The sequence below is a fragment of the Enterococcus sp. DIV0901a genome (assembly GCF_051711525.1).
Taxonomy (GTDB): domain Bacteria; phylum Bacillota; class Bacilli; order Lactobacillales; family Enterococcaceae; genus Enterococcus_B; species Enterococcus_B faecium.
This window is the reverse complement of the sequence record NZ_JBIOMW010000001.1, coordinates 1436277-1455175: the sequence shown is the minus strand read 5'-3', so window position 1 is coordinate 1455175 and position 18899 is coordinate 1436277. Positions and strand designations below refer to the sequence as shown.

Below are 18899 nucleotides of genomic sequence, written 5' to 3'. Positions count from 1 at the left end.
ATGCGGGATTCAGACGTTATTTTTTTATTTTTGTTTTGCTTCTTGCAGTATATTGATTTTATCGATTTTTACTTCTTCTTTTGGTTTGTCTGAACTATCTGTTTCGATATTTGCAATAGCATCCACGACATCCATTCCTTCAATCACTTGGCCGAAGACAGTATAATGGCCATCTAGTGAAGGATAACCGCCGTTTTTATAAGCGTCGATGATTGCTTGAGGATAGTCGTCTTTTAAAAGACCATCATGCATATCATCTGTATTTTGAACGATAAAGAACTGGCTGCCGTTACTGTTAGGATCTTGTGAGCGAGCCATAGATAACGCACCTCTTATATTATAAAGGTGGTTGTTGATCTCTGTTTCAAATCCTTCTCCCCAAATGCTTTCCCCTCCAGTGCCATCGCCTTTAGGATCGCCACCTTGGATCATGAAATCTTTGATGACGCGATGGAAAGTCAGTCCGTTGTAGTAACCGTCTTTTGCATGTGTCATAAAGTTTTCAACCGCTTTTGGTGCGTATTCGGGAAATAATTTGATTTTGATTGTGCCTTTATTCGTCACCATTTCGACCAGATCTTCATTTTCGGCGACATCTTTCGTCAATTGTGGTAATTCCAATGCGTTCAAATCGACGCTACTGGCAGTCGTGCTTTCCGCAGTAGATGTACTTTTTGAACTTTCTGTAGACGAACTAGAAGAAGTCGTGTTGTTTGCAGAACAACCAGCAGCAAACAGCAATGCTGCTGCTAAACTAATACTTAAAATAACTTTATTTTTCTTCATAACTGTTCCTTTCCAATTTACTATTTTGTTATCTTTAATGATAACAAAATAGAGGGAAAATACCTACTTAAATTATTGGAATTTATCATTTATTTTAAAAGAAAAAGAAAAGGTGTAGACCATTTACTTTGTGTTTGCTATAATGTAAGTGGATACAAAAACGAAAAGATGCAGGAGGAAATGGTAATATGGGAAAATTAGGAATCTCGATTTATCCAGAACGGTCAACATTTGAAAAGGACAAAGCGTACTTGGATTTAGCTCATAAGTATGGGTATAAACGGGTTTTTACCAGTTTGCTGCAGATCAATGATGATAAAGAAAAAGTTCTTTCAGAATTTAAAGAAGTAGTTGATTACGCGAATAGCCTAGGCATGGAAGTAATGGTTGATATCAATCCAGCGTTATTTGAACAGTTGGAGATTTCTTACGATGACTTATCTTTTTTCCATAAGATGGGTGCCTACGGGGTCCGCTTAGATATCGGATTCACAGGAGCAGAAGAAGCAAAAATGACGCGCAATCCTTTTGGTATCAAAATCGAGATCAATATGAGTTCGGGCACGAATTACGTTGACAACATCATGAGTTATTCGCCAAACACGGATAATTTATTAGGTTCTCATAATTTTTATCCTCATCGATACTCTGGTTTAGGATACGAACACTTTGTTTTTTGTTCAGAAAAATTCAGAAAATATAATTTGAATACGATGGCATTCGTCAATTCGCAATCTGCTGAGTTTGGCCCTTGGCCTACGCAAGATGGCTTGTGCACGCTGGAAGACCACCGAGATCTTGAAATTGCGACACAAGTGAAGCATTTAATCCTTACAGGATTGATTGATGATATTTCTATTGGAAATGCGTACGCAAGTGAAGAAGAATTGAAAGAAATGGCAGAAGCATTTAACGCGGATTATCCAACATTGAAAGTAGATACGGAAGAAGGTATTACAGAAAACGAACGAATCTGCTTGTTTGATAACCTTCATAGTTATCGAGGGGATCGCTCAGAATATATCCTTCGTTCAACGATGACTCGTGTATACTACAAAGATAAAGATTTCCCGCCTCATAATACGCGAGATATGCATCATGGGGATGTACTGATTGACAATGAAGGGTACGGTCAATACAAAGGAGAAACACAAATCGCCTTGAAGGATATGAAAAACGACGGACGTGTCAATGTTGTAGGAAGAATCTCCGATGACGAATTATTCCTCCTTGACTTTTTGAAACCATGGTCAAGCTTTAAATTAATTGAAAATAAAAAATAGATAATTAGTTATTGCAGAAATAATCCGCTAGAAATAGCCAGTTATTTCTGCTTTTTTATTTTGTTTTTTTATAGGTTATAAAAATGAACATTGCATAGTAGAGATTCTTTGATTATACTAATTCAAGGTTATATGAAAAAAGAGAAATGAGATGGATGATTTATGAAACTTTGGATGAAAATCCTTTTAGGCGTCGCTTTAGCTCTGATTGTTGCGTTAGTGTTTGCAGGGAATTATTTTTATAATTATGCTGTTGTGCCTTCTGAGAAAGACTTTTTAGACGAAGATACACCTGGTACAACACAGACATCCAAAGAAACGGATGCACATAAATGGTTTAGTTCAAAAGAAAACCGAAGCGATTGGACCATCACTTCAAAAGACGGTCTGAAATTATCAGCGATTTATCTTCCTGCTGAAACGAAAAGTGAAAAAACAGCTCTTGTGGCTCATGGCTATATGGGAAACGCTGAAACGATGACCAATTACGCAAAGATGTTTCATGATATGGGTTACAATGTCCTTGTTCCTGATGCAAGAGGACATGGAAAAAGCGAAGGGGATTACATTGGATTTGGATGGCCAGAGCGTAAAGACTATGTACAGTGGATAAACAAAGTGCTAGAAAACAATGGAAAATCGCAAGAAATCGTTCTATACGGTGTCAGCATGGGAGCAGCAACAGTTATGATGACTAGCGGAGAAAAACTACCAGATAATGTGAAAGCAATCATTGAAGATTGCGGTTATTCTTCCGTCCATGATGAGCTTGCCTATCAGCTAGACGATATGTTTAGTCTTCCAGCATTTCCGCTTATGCAAGTAACAAGTCTAGTGACAAAAGTCCGTGCTGGCTACTTTTTCGGTGAAGCAAATGCAGTGGAACAATTGAAGAAAAACCAGCGCCCAATGCTCTTTATACATGGAGATGAAGATACATTTGTACCATTTGAAATGTTAGATAAGGTCTATCGTGCAACGAAGGGACCAAAAGAAAAGTATGTTGTAAAAGGAGCCGAGCATGCGGAAGCATACAAGACAGATCCTGAAAAATATCAGCAAGTAGTCCAACAATTTTTAAGCCAATATGTTCATTGAACGAGTTTAAAAGTAGGGGATGAAAAGAAAGAAGCCTTTGACTGGATCCAGTCAAAGGCTTCTTTTATCGATTGATCTATCAAATTACAAATTAGCGAATTTTTCTAGTAAGCGAATCATTTGGCAAGTAAATCCATACTCATTGTCATACCATGCAACAGTTTTAACAAGTTGGAAATCACCAGCAGTTGTTACTTCTGTTTGCGTTGGGTCAAAGATCGAACCTTGAGTTGTTCCAATGACATCGCTAGAAACGATTTGACGGTCATCATACCCGAATGAAGGATTGTCAACTGTGTGTTTTTTGATTGCTTCGTTTACTTGATCAGCAGTTACTTTTGTTTTCAATACTGAAACCAATTCAGTTAATGAACCATCAACGACTGGAACACGTTGTGCGTGTCCTTGTAATTTTCCTTGTAGCTCAGGGATAACTAAGCCGATTGCTTTCGCAGCACCAGTAGAATGTGGGATAGTATTGTCAGCAGCTGAACGAGCAGCACGTAAATTACCGCCTTTTACAGGTCCATCTAAGAGCATTTGTGTGGAAGTGTAGGCATGAACTGTTGTCATTGTACCAACTTCGATCCCAAATTCATTATTTAAGAAATAAGCCATAGGTGCTAAACAGTTTGTTGTACATGAACCTGCTGAGATGATTTTGTCGTTTTCATCTAATGTATCATCATTGACGTTATAGACGATGGTTTTCATAGCACCAGCTGGGGCAGAAATAACTACTCGTTTGACACCAGCATCTAAATGCGCTTTTGCTTTTTCTTCAGATGTATAAAAACCAGTACATTCTAGTACGATATCTACACCGTTTTCTTTTGCCCAAGGGATTTTGCTTGCGTCGGGTTCTGCATAAACACGAGTTGCTTCGCCATCCACTACGATTGAGTCTTCTGTTGCAGTAACTGTGCCAGGATAAGTACCATGAGTAGAGTCAAATTGCAATAATTGTGCTAACATAGTTGGACTTGTTAAGTCGTTGATTGCTACTACTTCAATATCATCTGAGACTTCTTTGATGCGGCGGAAAGCCAGACGGCCAATACGCCCAAATCCGTTAATACCTACTTTTACTGTCATATCAAAAGTTCCTCCTTTATTAGGGGTGCTGTGAAACGGCATCCTCAATTAATACAATTAATACACTGTTATTCTGCTACGCAAAGAATATTTTGTCAAAAAATTATACTTGGTAGCAGAAAAAAGGTTGGAAACCTTACCAAATGATAAAAAAAGAAGAAGGTAACAATCTTTTTGCTGAAATGATAGACAAAATCAGATTTCACCGATAAAATAAGTAAGACTTTTGTTTATTGTGGAAATTCAGGCAGTCAAATAAATAAATGAATAATAGGAGGACTTAATTATGTCCATGTTTTTAGATCAAGTAACGATCGATGTGAAAGCTGGCAAGGGCGGAGACGGAATGGTTGCATTTCGTCGCGAAAAATACGTTCCTGACGGCGGACCGGCTGGCGGAGACGGTGGTCGTGGCGGCGATGTCATCTTGATCGTCGATGAAGGGTTACGTACATTGATGGATTTTCGGTTCAATCGCCATTTCAAAGCGCAGCCAGGTGAAAATGGGATGAGTAAAGGGATGCACGGTCGTGGTTCAGAAGATACCTATGTTAAAGTACCACAAGGAACCACTGTCCGAGATGCGGAGACTGGTGCTCTTTTAGGAGATTTAATTGAAAATGGTCAAACACTAGTTGTGGCAAAAGGTGGACGCGGTGGACGAGGGAATATCCGTTTTGCCTCTCCTCGGAATCCTGCACCGGAAATTGCTGAAAACGGTGAACCAGGACAAGAGCGAAAAATCGAACTAGAATTGAAAGTATTGGCAGACGTTGGACTTGTAGGTTTTCCATCTGTCGGGAAATCGACTTTACTATCCGTTATTTCATCTGCTCGTCCAAAAATCGGCGCTTATCATTTCACGACGCTCGTCCCTAATCTAGGAATGGTTACTACAAGTGATGGCAGAAGTTTTGCCGCAGCAGACTTGCCAGGCTTGATTGAAGGAGCTTCGCAAGGTGTTGGGCTGGGTACACAATTCCTTCGTCATATCGAAAGAACACGAGTAATTTTACATGTGATCGATATGAGTGGGATGGAAGGACGAGATCCCTATGAAGACTATCTTGCCATCAACAAAGAATTATCTACTTATAACTTACGCTTGCTAGAGCGTCCGCAAATCATCGTGGCAAACAAAATGGATATGCCGGATGCACAGGAAAATCTAGTGAAATTCAAAGAACAGCTGAACAAGGAAAAAGAAGATGAATTTGCTGATGACATCCCAGTATTTCCAATTTCTGGAGTGACTCGACAAGGATTGGACGCGTTATTGAATGCTACAGCAGATTTGTTAGAAGTAACGCCAGAATTCCCATTGTACGAAGAAGAACTGGAAGAAGAAACTGTACACTATGGATTCAATCCAGAAGGTCCTGAGTTCCAAATCGATCGTGATTCAGATGCAACGTGGATCTTATCTGGTGAGAAGATCGAAAAATTATTCCAAATGACGAATTTCGATCATGATGAAACAGTGATGCGTTTTGCTCGTCAATTACGTGGTATGGGTGTGGATGAAGCTCTTCGGGCACGCGGTGCGAAAGATGGCGACCTTGTACGTATCGGTGAGTTTGAATTTGAATTTATCGAATAGGCAAGCAAATAAAAACAAATACCAAAAAATATAGATTCAGATTTAAGGGAGGTTGTGACAGAAGTGGTCAGCTTCAAGAACGCCGTTTATTCGGAAAAAGGAGCTGTGATACGACTTTTGTCACAGCCCTATTTTATTGGAAAAAAAGAGTGCTTTTCTTTTCTTATTTTACAATTAAAGGTAAAATAAATAACAAGAAGGTATGAAAGGGGCGTTTTTAATGAGCAAACGAGTAATCATTTTAAATTTTCAAGTAGAAAGCCAGGCATATCAGGCATTTTCAGAAATCAAAAAGTTACATGCTGTTCGTTCGATTAAAGGAGAACAGATGGCAGTTGTCAGCCATGATCCTAATGGGACACATCAATTCAAAATAGAAGATTTTATCGACTTTACCGGTAATAACAAATCTTCTACGGGTGGATTAATCGGAATGTTGGTTGGTGTATTAGGTGGTCCGCTAGGGATTTTATTAGGATGGTTTGCCGGAGGAATGATCGGTGCGACACAAGATGCCAAAGAAATAAAAGATGCCCAGACCGTGTTCGACTTTGTAGGAAATAAAATCGGTGAAGGAGCTACAGGACTGATCTTGATTGCTGATGAAGAGGACAATCGCCCACTGAATCAATTGGTAATGATGGAATTAGGCGGAGAAATTACCCGCTTGGATTATGAAGATGTCGAAAAAGATGTGCATGATGCGAAAGAAGCTGAAAATCATGCGAAAGAAGCTGCACAAAAGACTTGGAAGGACAAACATCCGCAAACTTCTAACGACAATGAAAGTTCTGGATCTTCAAATTAATAAAAAACAGCAGAGGATCTCAAACGGGTTCGCTGCTGTTTTTATAGTAATTTTCAAAGAAAGCGCTATCGCTTTAGAACGTTATTTTTAATTTGAACCCATTCTCGACTTACGGTTGATTATCCCTTCTTTTTACCCTAAAATTAAAGAGGAACTTAAAGAAAGTCAGGTAGATTATGGAATTACAATTTTTAGGAACAGGTGCAGGTGTTCCTGCAAAACATAGAAATGTGACAAGTATAGCATTGAAACTTTTAGACGAGCGCAATGAAGTTTGGTTGTTCGACTGTGGCGAAGGCACGCAAATGCAGATTTTGCGAACGACTATTCGTCCGAGAAAAATCGGTAAAATTTTCATTACACATTTACACGGCGATCATATTTTTGGACTTCCCGGGCTCATCAGCAGCCGGTCATTTCAAGGTGGGGATACGCCATTAGAGATTTACGGGCCAAAAGGGATAGAGGAATACATAAAAGTCTCTTTAGGTATTTCGCAAACGCGTTTAAGTTATCCGCTGAAATTCATTGAGCTAAATGAAACAGCCCCGATTTTTACTGATCAGCAATTTTCTGTTTATACAAAAAAACTAAATCATGGGATCGACAGTTTTGGCTATCGTGTGGTTGAACATGATCATAAAGGAGAATTGCAGGTGGATCGTCTAAAAGAATTAGGTATTCCAGCTGGACCACTGTACGGCAAACTGAAGCAAGGTGAAACGATCCAACTAGAAGATGGGCGGACGATCAATGGAAAAGATTTCGTAGGTCCAGATAAAAAAGGACGAATCGTGACTATTTTAGGCGATACGAGAAAAACACATAATTCCGTTGTGCTTGCGGAAAATAGCGATATTCTGGTACATGAAAGCACATTTAATAAAGATGAAGCAAGAATGGCGCACAACTATTTCCATTCCACGACTCATCAAGCTGCTGAAGTTGCAAAAGAAGCGCAGGCAAAACGGCTGCTACTTACTCATATCAGTGCGAGATATTTAGGAAAAGCAGCTTTAGAGCTTGAAAAAGAAGCACAAGAAGTGTTTGAAAACACGACGATCATGAAAGATTTTGATAGCATTGAGATTCCATTTCGCGAGGAGGAAGAGGCATGAATTTAGAAGATAAAGTTGTTTTAGTAACAGGTAGTTCAGGCGGTCTGGGCGCACAAATCTGTTATGAAGCAGCAAAGCAAGGAGCAATCGTTATAAGTTGCGCACGAAGAATGGCATTTGTAGAAGGTGTCAGAGACGAGTGCAGACGCTTGAGCGGCAAAGAGGCTTATGCTTTCAAGGTAGATGTCAGCAATCCTGAAAGCGTGGACGAATTATATGAAAAGGTGATGGAAGAAGTCGGGCGCGTCGATATTCTGGTAAACAATGCGGGTTTTGGGATTTTCGAAGACTTCCTTACATTCGACCTTGGAAAAGCATACGATATGTTTGAAGTTAACATCTTAGGAATGATGGTTTTGACACAAAAATTTGCGATCGATATGGCAGAAAGAAGACAAGGTCATATCATTAATATCGCGTCTATGGCTGGAAAAATGGCAACTGCAAAATCAACGGTTTATTCTGCCACGAAATTTGCAGTCCTTGGCTTCTCCAACGCTTTGCGATTAGAATTGAAACCACTTGGCGTAGCTGTTACGACAGTGAATCCAGGTCCAATCGAGACAGATTTCTTCGATAAGGCTGATCCAAGCGGAAGCTATTTGGAAAAAGTCGGACAAATCGTTTTAGAACCTGCCAAGTTGGCAAAAATGATCGTCCGCAATATGAGACATCCAAAACGGGAAATCAATCAACCGTTTATTTTAGAAGTTGCATCAAAATTTTATACGCTGTTTCCAACGATTGGTGATTATTTAGCCAGCGGAATTTTTAACAAAAAGTAGGTGAAGGAATTGAAAAAGCAAAGCAATGTGATTCTTGGATTTGTTTTAGTTTTGATTATTGTTCTTTTTGCTGTATTGAACAATAAAAATGTTCCTGTAAGTTTTGGCTTCACTTCCTTTTCTGCGCCATTGATCTTAGTGATCATCGGTTCTGCGCTGATTGGTGCACTGATTGTATTTTTGACTGCTTCGGCAACACTATGGCAGCAAAAAAAGCAAATCAAACAGCTGACTCAGGAAATGTCAGAATATCAAACAGAACTTCAAAAGAAAATTGAAGAAGCAAAAGAAGAACAGCAACGCGAGTTTAGAAACGAACGTGCGGAGTTGGAAGCTGCTTATCAGGCGGAGTTACAAGCGAAAACCGCACAAATCAGTCAATTGAAAGCGCCGGAAGAACAAAAAACTCAATCGCCCAAACAAAGCTTCAATTATTTTGACTAATAGGGATATTTCATAAATGGTCGTACAAAAGATCAGGTCCTGCTGAACATCTGTCTAGCGGATCTGATCTGTTTTTATTCTTTCTTTCTGCTTTTTTTTGCTGATTTCCTTTGCTATAATAATTAAGTTAGGAGTGAGAAAGTGAGACAAGCAAATTTTGATTGGAAGTTAAGCGAGACAGAGCCTTCTGAATCCTTTCTCCAAATGATCCGTGAACTGAAATTATCTCCATTTGTCGGTAAGTTACTGTGGCAAAGAGGTTACCATGAGGAAAAGGATATCAACCGATTTTTACATCCAAAGGAACAAGAATTACATGATCCGTATCTGATGCACGATATGGATAAAGCAATCAGCCGAATCCAAGAAGCTGTAATCAGTGGAGAAAAAATCCTCGTTTACGGTGATTATGACGCAGATGGGATCACCAGTGCAACGGTAATGAAAGAAACACTGGAATTACTTGGTGCAGAAGTAGAAGTATTCCTGCCAAATCGATTTGAGCATGGGTATGGACCAAACCAATCGGTATACCAAGAAAAGATCGAAGAAGGAATCCAGTTGATCATCACTGTTGATAACGGGGTAGCAGGAAATGATGCGGTAGCATACGCTCAGCAAGCTGGTGTAGACGTGATCATTACAGATCATCACGAACTACCTGAGAATTTACCAGACGCTTATGCGATTGTTCACCCTCGTCATCCAGCGGGGCACTATCCATTTCCAGATTTGGCAGGAGTCGGAGTAGCATTCAAAGTAGCTTCTGCATTATTGGAAGAACCGCCTGTAGAATTTTTGGATTTAGTAGCGATAGGAACGATCGCCGATTTAGTTTCATTGACTGATGAGAATCGAATCCTTGTTTCATTAGGAATCGATGCCATTCATCATTCAGAACGGATAGGACTTCAGGCGCTATTTGAAGAAAGCGGCGTAAAAATGAGGGACGCAGACGAAACAACGATCGGTTTTTCGATTGCTCCCAGACTAAATGCAATCGGTCGGATGGGCGATCCACGTCCTGCCGTCTCGTTACTTGCGACGTTTGATGAAGAGGAAGCATCCGTTCAAGCAAAAAAATTGAATGAGATCAATGAAGAAAGAAAAGCAATCGTAGAGCAGATAACACAAGAAGCATTAGCGATGGTCAATAAGGAGAATCATATCCATCTATTGGTAAACCGAGGATGGCATGAAGGCGTTTTGGGCATTGTTGCTGGGAAAATAATGAATGAAACGGGTAAACCAACGCTTGTCCTTACTTTAAAAGAAGATGGATCAGCTAAAGGATCTGGACGTAGTATTGAAGCCTTGAATCTTTTTGAAATGCTTGACCAGATGCGAGATTTATTTACTTACTTCGGAGGACATCATGCAGCAGTCGGTTTAACGATGCCAAGTGAAAATGTCACTATACTACAGGAGAAGATGAACCAATATATAGTCGATCATCAAATTGACTTGATGAGAGGGCCTGAGTTGAGAATTGATGAAGTATTGCTGCCAAATGAAGTAACAGTAGAGCGAATTGATGAGCTGAAACTATTGGCGCCATTTGGTACGGATAATCCTTTGCCTCAGTTTTTATTTCGACAAGTCCAAGCAGAAAATATCAAAAGAATCGGAGCAAACCAACAGCATCTGAAATTTGTCCTTTCCGATGCATCGAGTCAGCTTGATGCGGTCGCTTTTGGTTTTGGTACTCAAGAAGAAGAACTGCTGAATAATCAGGTAGATGTGGTAGGAAAGCTTTCGATCAATGAATGGAACGGGCGTAAGAAACCGCAGCTGATGGTATCTGATTTTTCTGTGGGTGGTCTGCAAGTATTTGATTGGCGGGCAAAACGTTTCCGTGAACAGAGCCGAACGTCGGAAGGTAGCCTTTATTTAGCATTTGATTCTTCGACGTTGAAATTCGTGCCTGAGATTATCCAGGAAGCTGCGATTGTTTTCGAAGGACTAGATTCTGTAAAGGCAATAATTGAAAAAAGAAAACCGAACTCTCTAGTTATTATGGATTGTCCAGATGATTTAGCGGATCTGAAAGAAGTTTTTCGGTCTTATTCATTCAATCGTGTTTATCTGATGGGGATTTCGCCTGATGAGGCCTATTTGAATGGGGTAGGCACAAGAGAACAGTACGCAAAATTGTTTAAACTGATCCATTCTCAAGAACGAATTGATATACGTCATAAAATAAAAGCAATAGCTCAATATTTGCGTATCCCTGAAAAATTATTAATTTTTATGATACAGGTGTTTTTTGAATTGAAATTTGTTACAATAGAGAACGGTGTTTTACAAAAAGTCGCTAGCCCAGAAAGTCATCCTTTGACTGAGAGCAGATTATACCAGCGGCGGCTCAATAAAATCAAAGTTGAGGAATTTTTGCTTTTGAGCGATATTCCTACCATAAAGAAATGGTTAACAACCTAGGAGGAAACAAAGAGTGGATTTAAAAGATTATATTGCCAGTATTCCCGACTATCCGTCAAAAGGAATTGTGTTTCGAGATATTTCCCCACTGATGGCAGATGGTGACGCTTATCGGGAAGCTACTAAACAAATCGTAAATTATGCAAAAGAAAAACGAATTGATATGGTAGTTGGGCCAGAAGCCCGTGGATTCATCGTAGGATGTCCTGTTGCTTATGAGTTAGGAGTCGGTTTTGCCCCAGTCCGCAAAAAAGGGAAGTTACCTCGAGAAACCATCGAAGTGACTTATGGATTAGAATATGGAACAGATACATTGACATTGCATAAGGATGCCATTAAACCAGGTCAACGTGTGCTGATTTGTGACGATTTGCTAGCTACTGGAGGAACAATCAAAGCGACGATCGAACTGATCGAACAATTAGGCGGTGTAGTCGTAGGCTGCGCATTTTTGATCGAATTGATGGATCTCCATGGACGCGACAAAATCAAAGGATATGACATCATTACATTAATGGAATATTAAGCAGAAAAAAGAAGCTATTCTTGATGTTATTCTTAAAGAAGCGATTTTAAAGCGACCCTCAAAAGTCAGATTCTCTATCTGACTTTTGAGGGTCGCTATTTTTTTATAAATGGAAACAAGCAAAGACCAGTAGAAGTTTAAAAAATCACTTTTTCCGCAATTTGACTTAATACCGAAAAAATGGCTTTAGAACACCGTTTATTCGAAAAAAGGATGTGACCGATTTTTTGTCACACCCCCGTAAAAGTTTAACTTCTTGTCTTTTGAATAATTAGCAGTCAATCCTTATTATGATTGCCTGGATCTGTAGTAGGGCTCATGATAGAAATGATCTTCATGAATTCTGCGCCGCTCAGATTGACGGTACTTCTTTTCATCCCACAACATGAACCACAAAGTAAATAACGGAACAAACACAAGTAAAGCTGGACGTATGCCGAAATTACCAATAATAATACCTAAAAACAAAACAGTTAATACTAAGCCAAGACGTCTCATTGATTTCATGAATTCTCACCTCGTTAATTTATGCGAACAATTGTTCGTATATTTAGTATACGAATATTTGTTCGGTTTGTAAAGAGGGAAGTGATAAAAATTTGAAAGAAGAAGAACCCGGGCGAAAAAAGAGTTTGAGACCATCGTCTCAAACTCTTTTTAAAAAGTTTTCTTTTAATTAGTAGCAATTAATAGATATGACTACGATAAAGTCCTACTACTCGTCCTAATATAGATACTTGATCTAAGATGATTGGTTCGAGCAAGTCGTTTTCAGGCTGCAGACGGAAAAAGTTTTTTTCTTTATAGAATCGTTTGCAAGTCGCTTCGTCCTCGGCAGTCATTGCAATGACAATATCGCCATTTTGAGCAGTTTCTTGCTTCCGAACGATCACGTTGTCACCATCCAAGATCCCAGCATTGATCATACTATCTCCACGAATTGTCAGCATAAAGAGACTGCCTTCTTCGGAAGAAAGATTAGGAGGGATTGGAAAGAAGTCTGAAGCATCCTCTACTGCTAAAATGGGTTCTCCAGCTGTTACGACGCCAAGTACTGGAATAGTTGTTGGACGAATCCCAATCTTTTCTAAACCTTGTTTTGTCAACTCGATTGCACGAGGTTTCGTCGGATCTCTTTGGATAAACCCTTTTTTTTCAAGCCGTGCAAGATGACCGTGAACAGTAGAAGTAGAAGAAAGCTGAACAGCTTCCCCGATTTCACGGACAGTCGGCGGGTATCCTTTTTGGGTTACTTGTTCATGGATATATCGTAAGACTTCGATTTGTCTTGATTCAGTTTGTCGGGCCACAAGGTACACCTTCTTTCACTTGATAAATAAATAGTACCATATAAAAAGCGCTAAATCAAACGAATGTTCGTATTTTATTTAGTTTATCTAGTTGTTTTTTTTTCAGTTTTTATATAATATGAAGGAGAGTAAAAGGAGGGCTGAGCATGCTGTCACCTGAAAAAATAGAGCGGATCAATGAACTTGCACGTAAAAAGAAGGAAAATGGTCTCTCAAAAGCCGAAGAACAAGAACAAATCAACTTACGCAAAGAGTATTTGGAAGCTTTTCGTTCCGGTATGCGTCATCATATCGAAGGAATGAAAGTCGTCGATCCTGAGGGCAATGACGTGACCCCGGAAAAATTAAAAGAAATCCAAAAGAAAAAAGGCTTACACAACCGAAATGACAACTTTTAGTAAAAAATACTGAAAAAGATTGCTTTTTCGTGTGACATCTTATAGAATGAAAGTGTAAGAAATAAAGGTAAAAAAAACCTAAATTAATAGGAGGGGTTATTTTGTTTGACAAAATTGACCAACTTGGCGTTAACACAATTCGTACATTAAGTATTGAAGCAGTCCAAAAAGCAAACTCAGGACATCCTGGATTGCCGATGGGCGCAGCACCTATGGCATATGCGTTATGGACAAAACACCTGAAAGTAAATCCAACGACATCAAAAAACTGGGCTGACCGCGACCGTTTCGTTCTTTCGGCAGGACATGGGTCAGCAATGTTGTATAGCTTGCTTCATTTATCTGGCTATCAAGTGACAATCGATGATTTGAAACAATTCCGTCAATGGGATTCTAAAACACCAGGACATCCTGAAGTACATCATACAGATGGTGTAGAAGCCACTACAGGGCCATTAGGACAAGGGATTGCAATGGCTGTCGGTATGGCAATGGCAGAAGCGCACCTTGCAGCAACGTATAACAAAGAAAACTTTAATGTGATGGATCACTATACGTATGCAATATGCGGTGACGGAGACTTGATGGAAGGGGTATCTCAAGAAGCAAGTTCGATGGCAGGTCATATGAAACTAGGGAAATTGATCGTTTTATACGATTCAAACGATATTTCACTAGACGGTCCAACTTCAAAAGCTTTCACAGAAAACGTTGGTGCTCGCTATGAAGCATATGGCTGGCAACATATCTTAGTGAAAGACGGAAATGACCTAGAAGCAATCTCTAAAGCGATTGAAGAAGCAAAAGCTGAAACAGACAAACCAACATTGATCGAAGTAAAAACAGTCATCGGCTATGGTGCTCCTAAAGAAGGAACATCTGCTGTCCATGGTGCTCCTATTGGTGAAGATGGCATCAAGATGGCTAAAGAAGTTTATGGTTGGGAGTATCCAGATTTCACTGTTCCAGAAGAAGTAGCTGCCCGCTTCCATCAAACGATGATAGAAGAAGGACAAAAAGCTGAAGATGCATGGAATGAAATGTTTGCCAATTATAAAAAAGCTTATCCTGAATTAGCACAACAATTTGAAGATGCTTTTGATGGCAAACTACCAGAAAACTGGGATGCAGAATTGCCAACTTATGAAGTTGGAAGCAGTCAAGCAAGCCGTGTTTCAAGTAAAGAAGTCATCCAAGAATTATCGAAAGCTATACCAAGCTTCTGGGGTGGTTCAGCGGACTTGTCAGGTTCCAATAATACAATGGTGGCTGCAGATAAAGATTTCACTCCTGAACATTATGAAGGACGCAACATCTGGTTCGGTGTCCGCGAATTTGCAATGGCTTCGGCTATGAATGGTATCCAACTTCATGGCGGAACTCGTATCTACGGTGGAACATTCTTTGTCTTTGTCGATTATCTAAGACCAGCAGTTCGTTTAGCAGCAATCCAACATACTCCTGTTGTTTACGTCTTAACACATGACTCGGTTGCTGTCGGAGAAGACGGACCAACGCACGAACCGATTGAACAACTAGCATCTGTTCGCTGCATGCCTGGTGTTCAAGTGATTCGTCCGGCAGACGGAAATGAAACACGTGCTGCTTGGAAAGTAGCGATGGAGACAACAGATGCGCCTACTATCCTTGTATTGAGTCGTCAAAACCTTCCAGTATTGCCTTCTACAAAAGAAGTAGCAGATGAAATGGTGAAAAAAGGCGCGTATGTTCTTTCTCCATCACAAGGAGAAACACCAGAAGGTATTTTGATTGCAACAGGTTCTGAAGTTGATTTGGCTGTGAAAGCTCAAAAAGAATTGGCTGAAAAAGGCAAAGATGTTTCTGTTGTTTCTATGCCAAGCTTTGACCTCTTTGAAAAACAATCTTCTGAATATAAAGAAAGTGTACTTCCTAAATCAGTGAAGAAACGTGTGGCTATCGAAGCTGCTGCATCATTTGGATGGGAACGCTACGTAGGAACAGAGGGCGCAACGATTACAATCGATCATTTCGGTGCATCTGCCCCTGGCACTAAAATTTTAGAAGAATTTGGATTTACAGTAGAAAATGTCGTGAATACGTACAATCAACTATCATAGATCCAAGCAATTGTTTGACTGATAAGAACAGCTGTCTGCAAGTTGGAGACAGCTGTTCTTTATGTGTTAGAAGAATAAATCAATATTACTTTTCGTTTTCGGCTATGTTACATTTAAATGACAAAACAAAGAATTCTTCGGATTAGTTTGTGTTTCTTGAGAATTAAAAGTATAATTTAATTAATTAAGTTTGTTTTAAGAAGAGAACTTTTTATTAAGTTTTTTTATTTTGAGGAGGAATTTGAATGCAAGAGCTGAAGACCCGCAGTGCCCGACACCATAGACCTAAAAGAAAAATGGTGATCAATAAAAAAGCGATTGCTCCTTTAATTGGAACGAGTCTTTTAGTTGGGCCGATGATGGTTACAGCGGTACCGCAACATGTTCATGCAGATGAACAAGGATCTCAAACAGTCGCTGATCCTCAAGCGTTTATCGATCAAATCGGCTGGTCTGCGTCAGAAGTTGCTGCAAGTAATGACTTGTATGCTTCAGTCATGATCGCTCAAGCGTTGTTGGAAAGTGCATATGGCACTTCCGGATTAGCTAGTGCGCCAAATTATAATCTATTCGGTGTGAAAGGAAGCTATAACGGACAGGTCGTTTATATGGCAACCAAAGAATATGTAAACGGACAATGGGTAACGATGAATGAACCATTCCGAAAATATTCTTCTTATTGGGAATCCTTCCAAGACCATGCGAATGTTCTTCGTTCAACCAGTTTTTCCACGGGCGATTATCATTATGCTGGCGTGTGGAAAAGCAATACAACAAGTTTTTATGATGCAACAGCGTACTTGACAGGTCGTTATGCTACCGATCCAAATTATGGGGCCAAATTGAACTCATTGATTAATACTTATAATTTAACCCGTTTTGATACGCCATCAACAGGTTCGGCTACAACAACCACAAGTACAACAACAACGACTACTACGACGACTTCAACGTCATCATCTTCAACAACAGATGTAAATACAAATAATGGTCAGACATATACAGTCGTGTCAGGTGATACGCTATGGGATATTGCACAAAAATTTGGCATGTCTGTTGATGATCTAATGGCGAAAAATGGCATGTCTATGTCCAGTTATTCTTTATTAGTTGGTCAAGAACTAAACGTTTGATTTAGATAAAAAGGCAAAGAAACTACCATATATGGTATATCTTTGTCTTTTTTTTGCTAGTCAAAGACGAATCACTCGCCATAAATGAACAGATTGTATTATGATAAGTAAGAAGAGCAAAGACAAGGAGGAATTGAAGATGACAGCTATCTATAACTCAGTCACCGAATTGATTGGCAAAACGCCAATCGTCAAATTAAATAAAATCGTACCAGAAGATTCAGCAGATGTTTTTGTAAAGCTTGAGTTTTTTAATCCAGGAGGAAGTGTAAAAGATCGTATTGCTTTAAGTATGATAGAAAAAGCAGAACACGATGGTCTACTGAAACCAGGTGATACTATCATTGAACCTACTTCTGGAAATACAGGAATCGGATTGTCGATGGTAGGAGTTGCAAAAGGATATAAAGTAATCATCGTGATGCCTGAGACGATGAGTATCGAAAGACGTTTATTGATGAAAGGGTACGGCGCAGAGTTGATTTTGACTCCTGGTGCGGATGGTATTTCTGGATCAATCAGAGAAGCAGAACGTTTGGCAAAAGAAAACGGCTACTTTTTACCATTACAATTTGAAAATGAAGCAAATCCTCTTGTGCATGAGAAGACGACTGGTCCTGAGATACATCAAGCATTTGGAGTAAATGGCTTGGACGCGTTTGTTGCAGGTATCGGTACAGGAGGAACGATCACTGGCGCTGGCCGAGAATTAAAACGTGTGTATCCGAAAATCGAATTAATCGGGGTAGAACCAGCAGAATCTGCTATTTTAGAAGGGAAAGAAGCGGGACCTCACAAAATCCAAGGAATCGGTACAGGTTTTGTTCCTAAAACACTGGATACTTCTGTGTATGATAAAGTCCTTTCTATTAGTGGAGACGAAGCGATGGAAACAGCTAGAGAAGTTGGGCGAAAAGAAGGGATTTTAGTAGGCATCTCATCTGGCGCTGCAATTGCTGCCGCGCTAAAAGTCGCAAAAGAATTAGGAAAAGGCAAGAAGGTATTAGCTGTGGTTCCCGACAATGGTGAACGTTATTTATCTACAGCCCTTTACCAAGAGATATAAGGCACTTGGTTTTTCTCCAGATAGGTTTATGTAAAAAACTTTTAAAGATGAAAAGAACACACAAAAATTTATGATGAGAAAAATTATTTGAATAGAGACGTAGAATAGTGAACGCGACTGTTTTACGTCTTTTTTCATTAAAATACAATAAAATTGAATTTTCTTTTCATGTTAAGTGGATTTTAAAATGTAAAAATAGTATGATAAGACGAGAATAACAACGTGGGGTGTTTACATGGAAAATAAGTTAGTCGAAGAGGTTATCGAAAAGTTAAAAAAAGAGAACATTCGAATCACACCTCAACGGTACGCGGTTTTAGAATATTTGATTGAACATCATTCCCATCCAACGGCTGATGAGATTTATAAAGCACTTGAACATCGGTTTCCAAATATGAGTGTTGCGACTGTTTACAATAACCTTCGCTTATTTACTTCGATTGGATTTGTTCAAGAAATGAAGTACGGCGATGCTTCTAGCCGATTTGATTTCAGTTCAAAGCGTCATTATCATGTAATTTGTGAAAACTGCGGTAAGATTGTTGATTTTCATTACCCAGGGCTTGAAGATATAGAAATGGCTGCGAGCAGACTGACTGATTTTGAGATTAATGAACATCGGTTGGAATTGTATGGACTCTGTCCGGATTGTAAAGAGTCAGCAAAAAAGGCGCAAATGTAAAAACAGTTTCTACAAGTGTTATACCTAAAAAAAGCTAGCTGTGTAAAAAAAACGCTAGCTTTTTTATTTTTTTGTCTTTTATTCACAATCTTAGATATCAAAGTGAATGTTATCACAATAAGAATCTTGTAGATATTGGGTTCTTATGCTTGAAAAGGAATGAAACTACAAACAAACCTTTGTGAATTCACAAGCATTAAACTGTTGTATCCGTTTTATTTCTGTTATA

The 18899-nt window shown here is 39.3% G+C and carries 18 protein-coding genes; 14 read left to right on the top strand and 4 right to left on the bottom strand.

Going from position 1 to position 18899, the window contains the following annotated elements; genetic code table 11:
• Positions 1–24: 24 nt before the first annotated feature.
• Positions 25–786, bottom strand: coding sequence for a peptidylprolyl isomerase (locus IGL70_RS06945; RefSeq protein WP_002295798.1), 762 nt, complete (start codon positions 784–786; stop codon positions 25–27).
• Between the two features lie 188 nt (positions 787–974).
• On the opposite strand from IGL70_RS06945, the gene IGL70_RS06940 reads away from it, so the two are divergent.
• Both IGL70_RS06940 and IGL70_RS06935 read left to right on the top strand, forming a co-directional pair.
• Positions 975–2069 carry a DUF871 domain-containing protein gene (locus IGL70_RS06940; RefSeq protein ID WP_002295800.1) on the top strand — a complete coding sequence of 365 codons (1095 nt, stop codon included), beginning with the start codon at positions 975–977 and terminating at the stop codon, positions 2067–2069.
• A gap of 162 nt (positions 2070–2231) precedes the next feature.
• Positions 2232–3167: an alpha/beta hydrolase gene (locus tag IGL70_RS06935; protein ID WP_002289735.1), complete on the top strand. Its 936-nt coding sequence runs from the start codon at positions 2232–2234 to the stop codon at positions 3165–3167.
• An 84-nt stretch (positions 3168–3251) separates the two neighbouring features.
• On the opposite strand, the gene gap is transcribed toward IGL70_RS06935, so the two are convergent.
• Entirely contained in the window at positions 3252–4262 is a 1011-nt protein-coding gene (gene gap, locus IGL70_RS06930; RefSeq protein ID WP_002289734.1) for a type I glyceraldehyde-3-phosphate dehydrogenase, read from the bottom strand.
• A 286-nt stretch (positions 4263–4548) separates the two neighbouring features.
• Between gap and obgE the strand changes: the two genes are divergently transcribed.
• From obgE to IGL70_RS06895, 7 genes are all read left to right on the top strand, one after another.
• A complete protein-coding gene (gene obgE / locus IGL70_RS06925; protein WP_104873691.1) occupies positions 4549–5862 on the top strand; it encodes a GTPase ObgE in 1314 nt (437 codons plus the stop codon).
• Between the two features lie 220 nt (positions 5863–6082).
• The gene (locus IGL70_RS06920; RefSeq protein ID WP_002295807.1) at positions 6083–6670 is read left to right on the top strand and encodes a hypothetical protein; all 588 of its coding nucleotides are present in this window, start codon (positions 6083–6085) and stop codon (positions 6668–6670) included.
• Positions 6671–6846: 176 nt separating this feature from the next.
• A complete protein-coding gene (rnz, locus tag IGL70_RS06915; protein ID WP_002295809.1) occupies positions 6847–7788 on the top strand; it encodes a ribonuclease Z in 942 nt (313 codons plus the stop codon).
• The gene (locus IGL70_RS06910; RefSeq protein ID WP_002295810.1) at positions 7785–8573 is read left to right on the top strand and encodes an SDR family NAD(P)-dependent oxidoreductase; all 789 of its coding nucleotides are present in this window, start codon (positions 7785–7787) and stop codon (positions 8571–8573) included. The genes rnz and IGL70_RS06910 overlap by 4 nt, the downstream gene beginning before the upstream one ends.
• Positions 8574–9017: a LapA family protein gene (locus tag IGL70_RS06905; RefSeq protein WP_002303793.1), complete on the top strand. Its 444-nt coding sequence runs from the start codon at positions 8574–8576 to the stop codon at positions 9015–9017.
• Positions 9018–9158: 141 nt separating this feature from the next.
• Positions 9159–11456 carry a single-stranded-DNA-specific exonuclease RecJ gene (recJ, locus tag IGL70_RS06900; protein ID WP_002338264.1) on the top strand — a complete coding sequence of 766 codons (2298 nt, stop codon included), beginning with the start codon at positions 9159–9161 and terminating at the stop codon, positions 11454–11456.
• A 13-nt stretch (positions 11457–11469) separates the two neighbouring features.
• Positions 11470–11982 carry an adenine phosphoribosyltransferase gene (locus IGL70_RS06895; protein ID WP_002295813.1) on the top strand — a complete coding sequence of 171 codons (513 nt, stop codon included), beginning with the start codon at positions 11470–11472 and terminating at the stop codon, positions 11980–11982.
• Between the two features lie 288 nt (positions 11983–12270).
• On the opposite strand, the gene IGL70_RS06890 is transcribed toward IGL70_RS06895, so the two are convergent.
• Positions 12271–12489, bottom strand: coding sequence for a hypothetical protein (locus IGL70_RS06890; protein WP_002297436.1), 219 nt, complete (start codon positions 12487–12489; stop codon positions 12271–12273).
• Between the two features lie 179 nt (positions 12490–12668).
• The gene (gene lexA / locus IGL70_RS06885; protein ID WP_002296572.1) at positions 12669–13292 is read right to left on the bottom strand and encodes a transcriptional repressor LexA; all 624 of its coding nucleotides are present in this window, start codon (positions 13290–13292) and stop codon (positions 12669–12671) included.
• A 146-nt stretch (positions 13293–13438) separates the two neighbouring features.
• Here lexA and IGL70_RS06880 point away from each other — a divergent pair, with 146 nt between their 5' ends.
• The 5 genes from IGL70_RS06880 (at position 13439) to IGL70_RS06860 (ending at position 18670) form a co-directional block, all read left to right on the top strand.
• Positions 13439–13690, top strand: coding sequence for a DUF896 family protein (locus tag IGL70_RS06880; protein ID WP_002295816.1), 252 nt, complete (start codon positions 13439–13441; stop codon positions 13688–13690).
• A 101-nt stretch (positions 13691–13791) separates the two neighbouring features.
• The gene (gene tkt / locus IGL70_RS06875) at positions 13792–15789 is read left to right on the top strand and encodes a transketolase (protein ID WP_104873665.1); all 1998 of its coding nucleotides are present in this window, start codon (positions 13792–13794) and stop codon (positions 15787–15789) included.
• 245 nt (positions 15790–16034) lie between these two features.
• Positions 16035–16922 carry a glucosaminidase domain-containing protein gene (locus IGL70_RS06870; RefSeq protein WP_002295819.1) on the top strand — a complete coding sequence of 296 codons (888 nt, stop codon included), beginning with the start codon at positions 16035–16037 and terminating at the stop codon, positions 16920–16922.
• Between the two features lie 139 nt (positions 16923–17061).
• Positions 17062–17988, top strand: coding sequence for a cysteine synthase A (gene cysK, locus IGL70_RS06865; RefSeq protein ID WP_002296093.1), 927 nt, complete (start codon positions 17062–17064; stop codon positions 17986–17988).
• 235 nt (positions 17989–18223) lie between these two features.
• Positions 18224–18670 carry a Fur family transcriptional regulator gene (locus IGL70_RS06860; protein WP_002289542.1) on the top strand — a complete coding sequence of 149 codons (447 nt, stop codon included), beginning with the start codon at positions 18224–18226 and terminating at the stop codon, positions 18668–18670.
• The last annotated feature ends 229 nt before the right edge of the window (positions 18671–18899 follow it).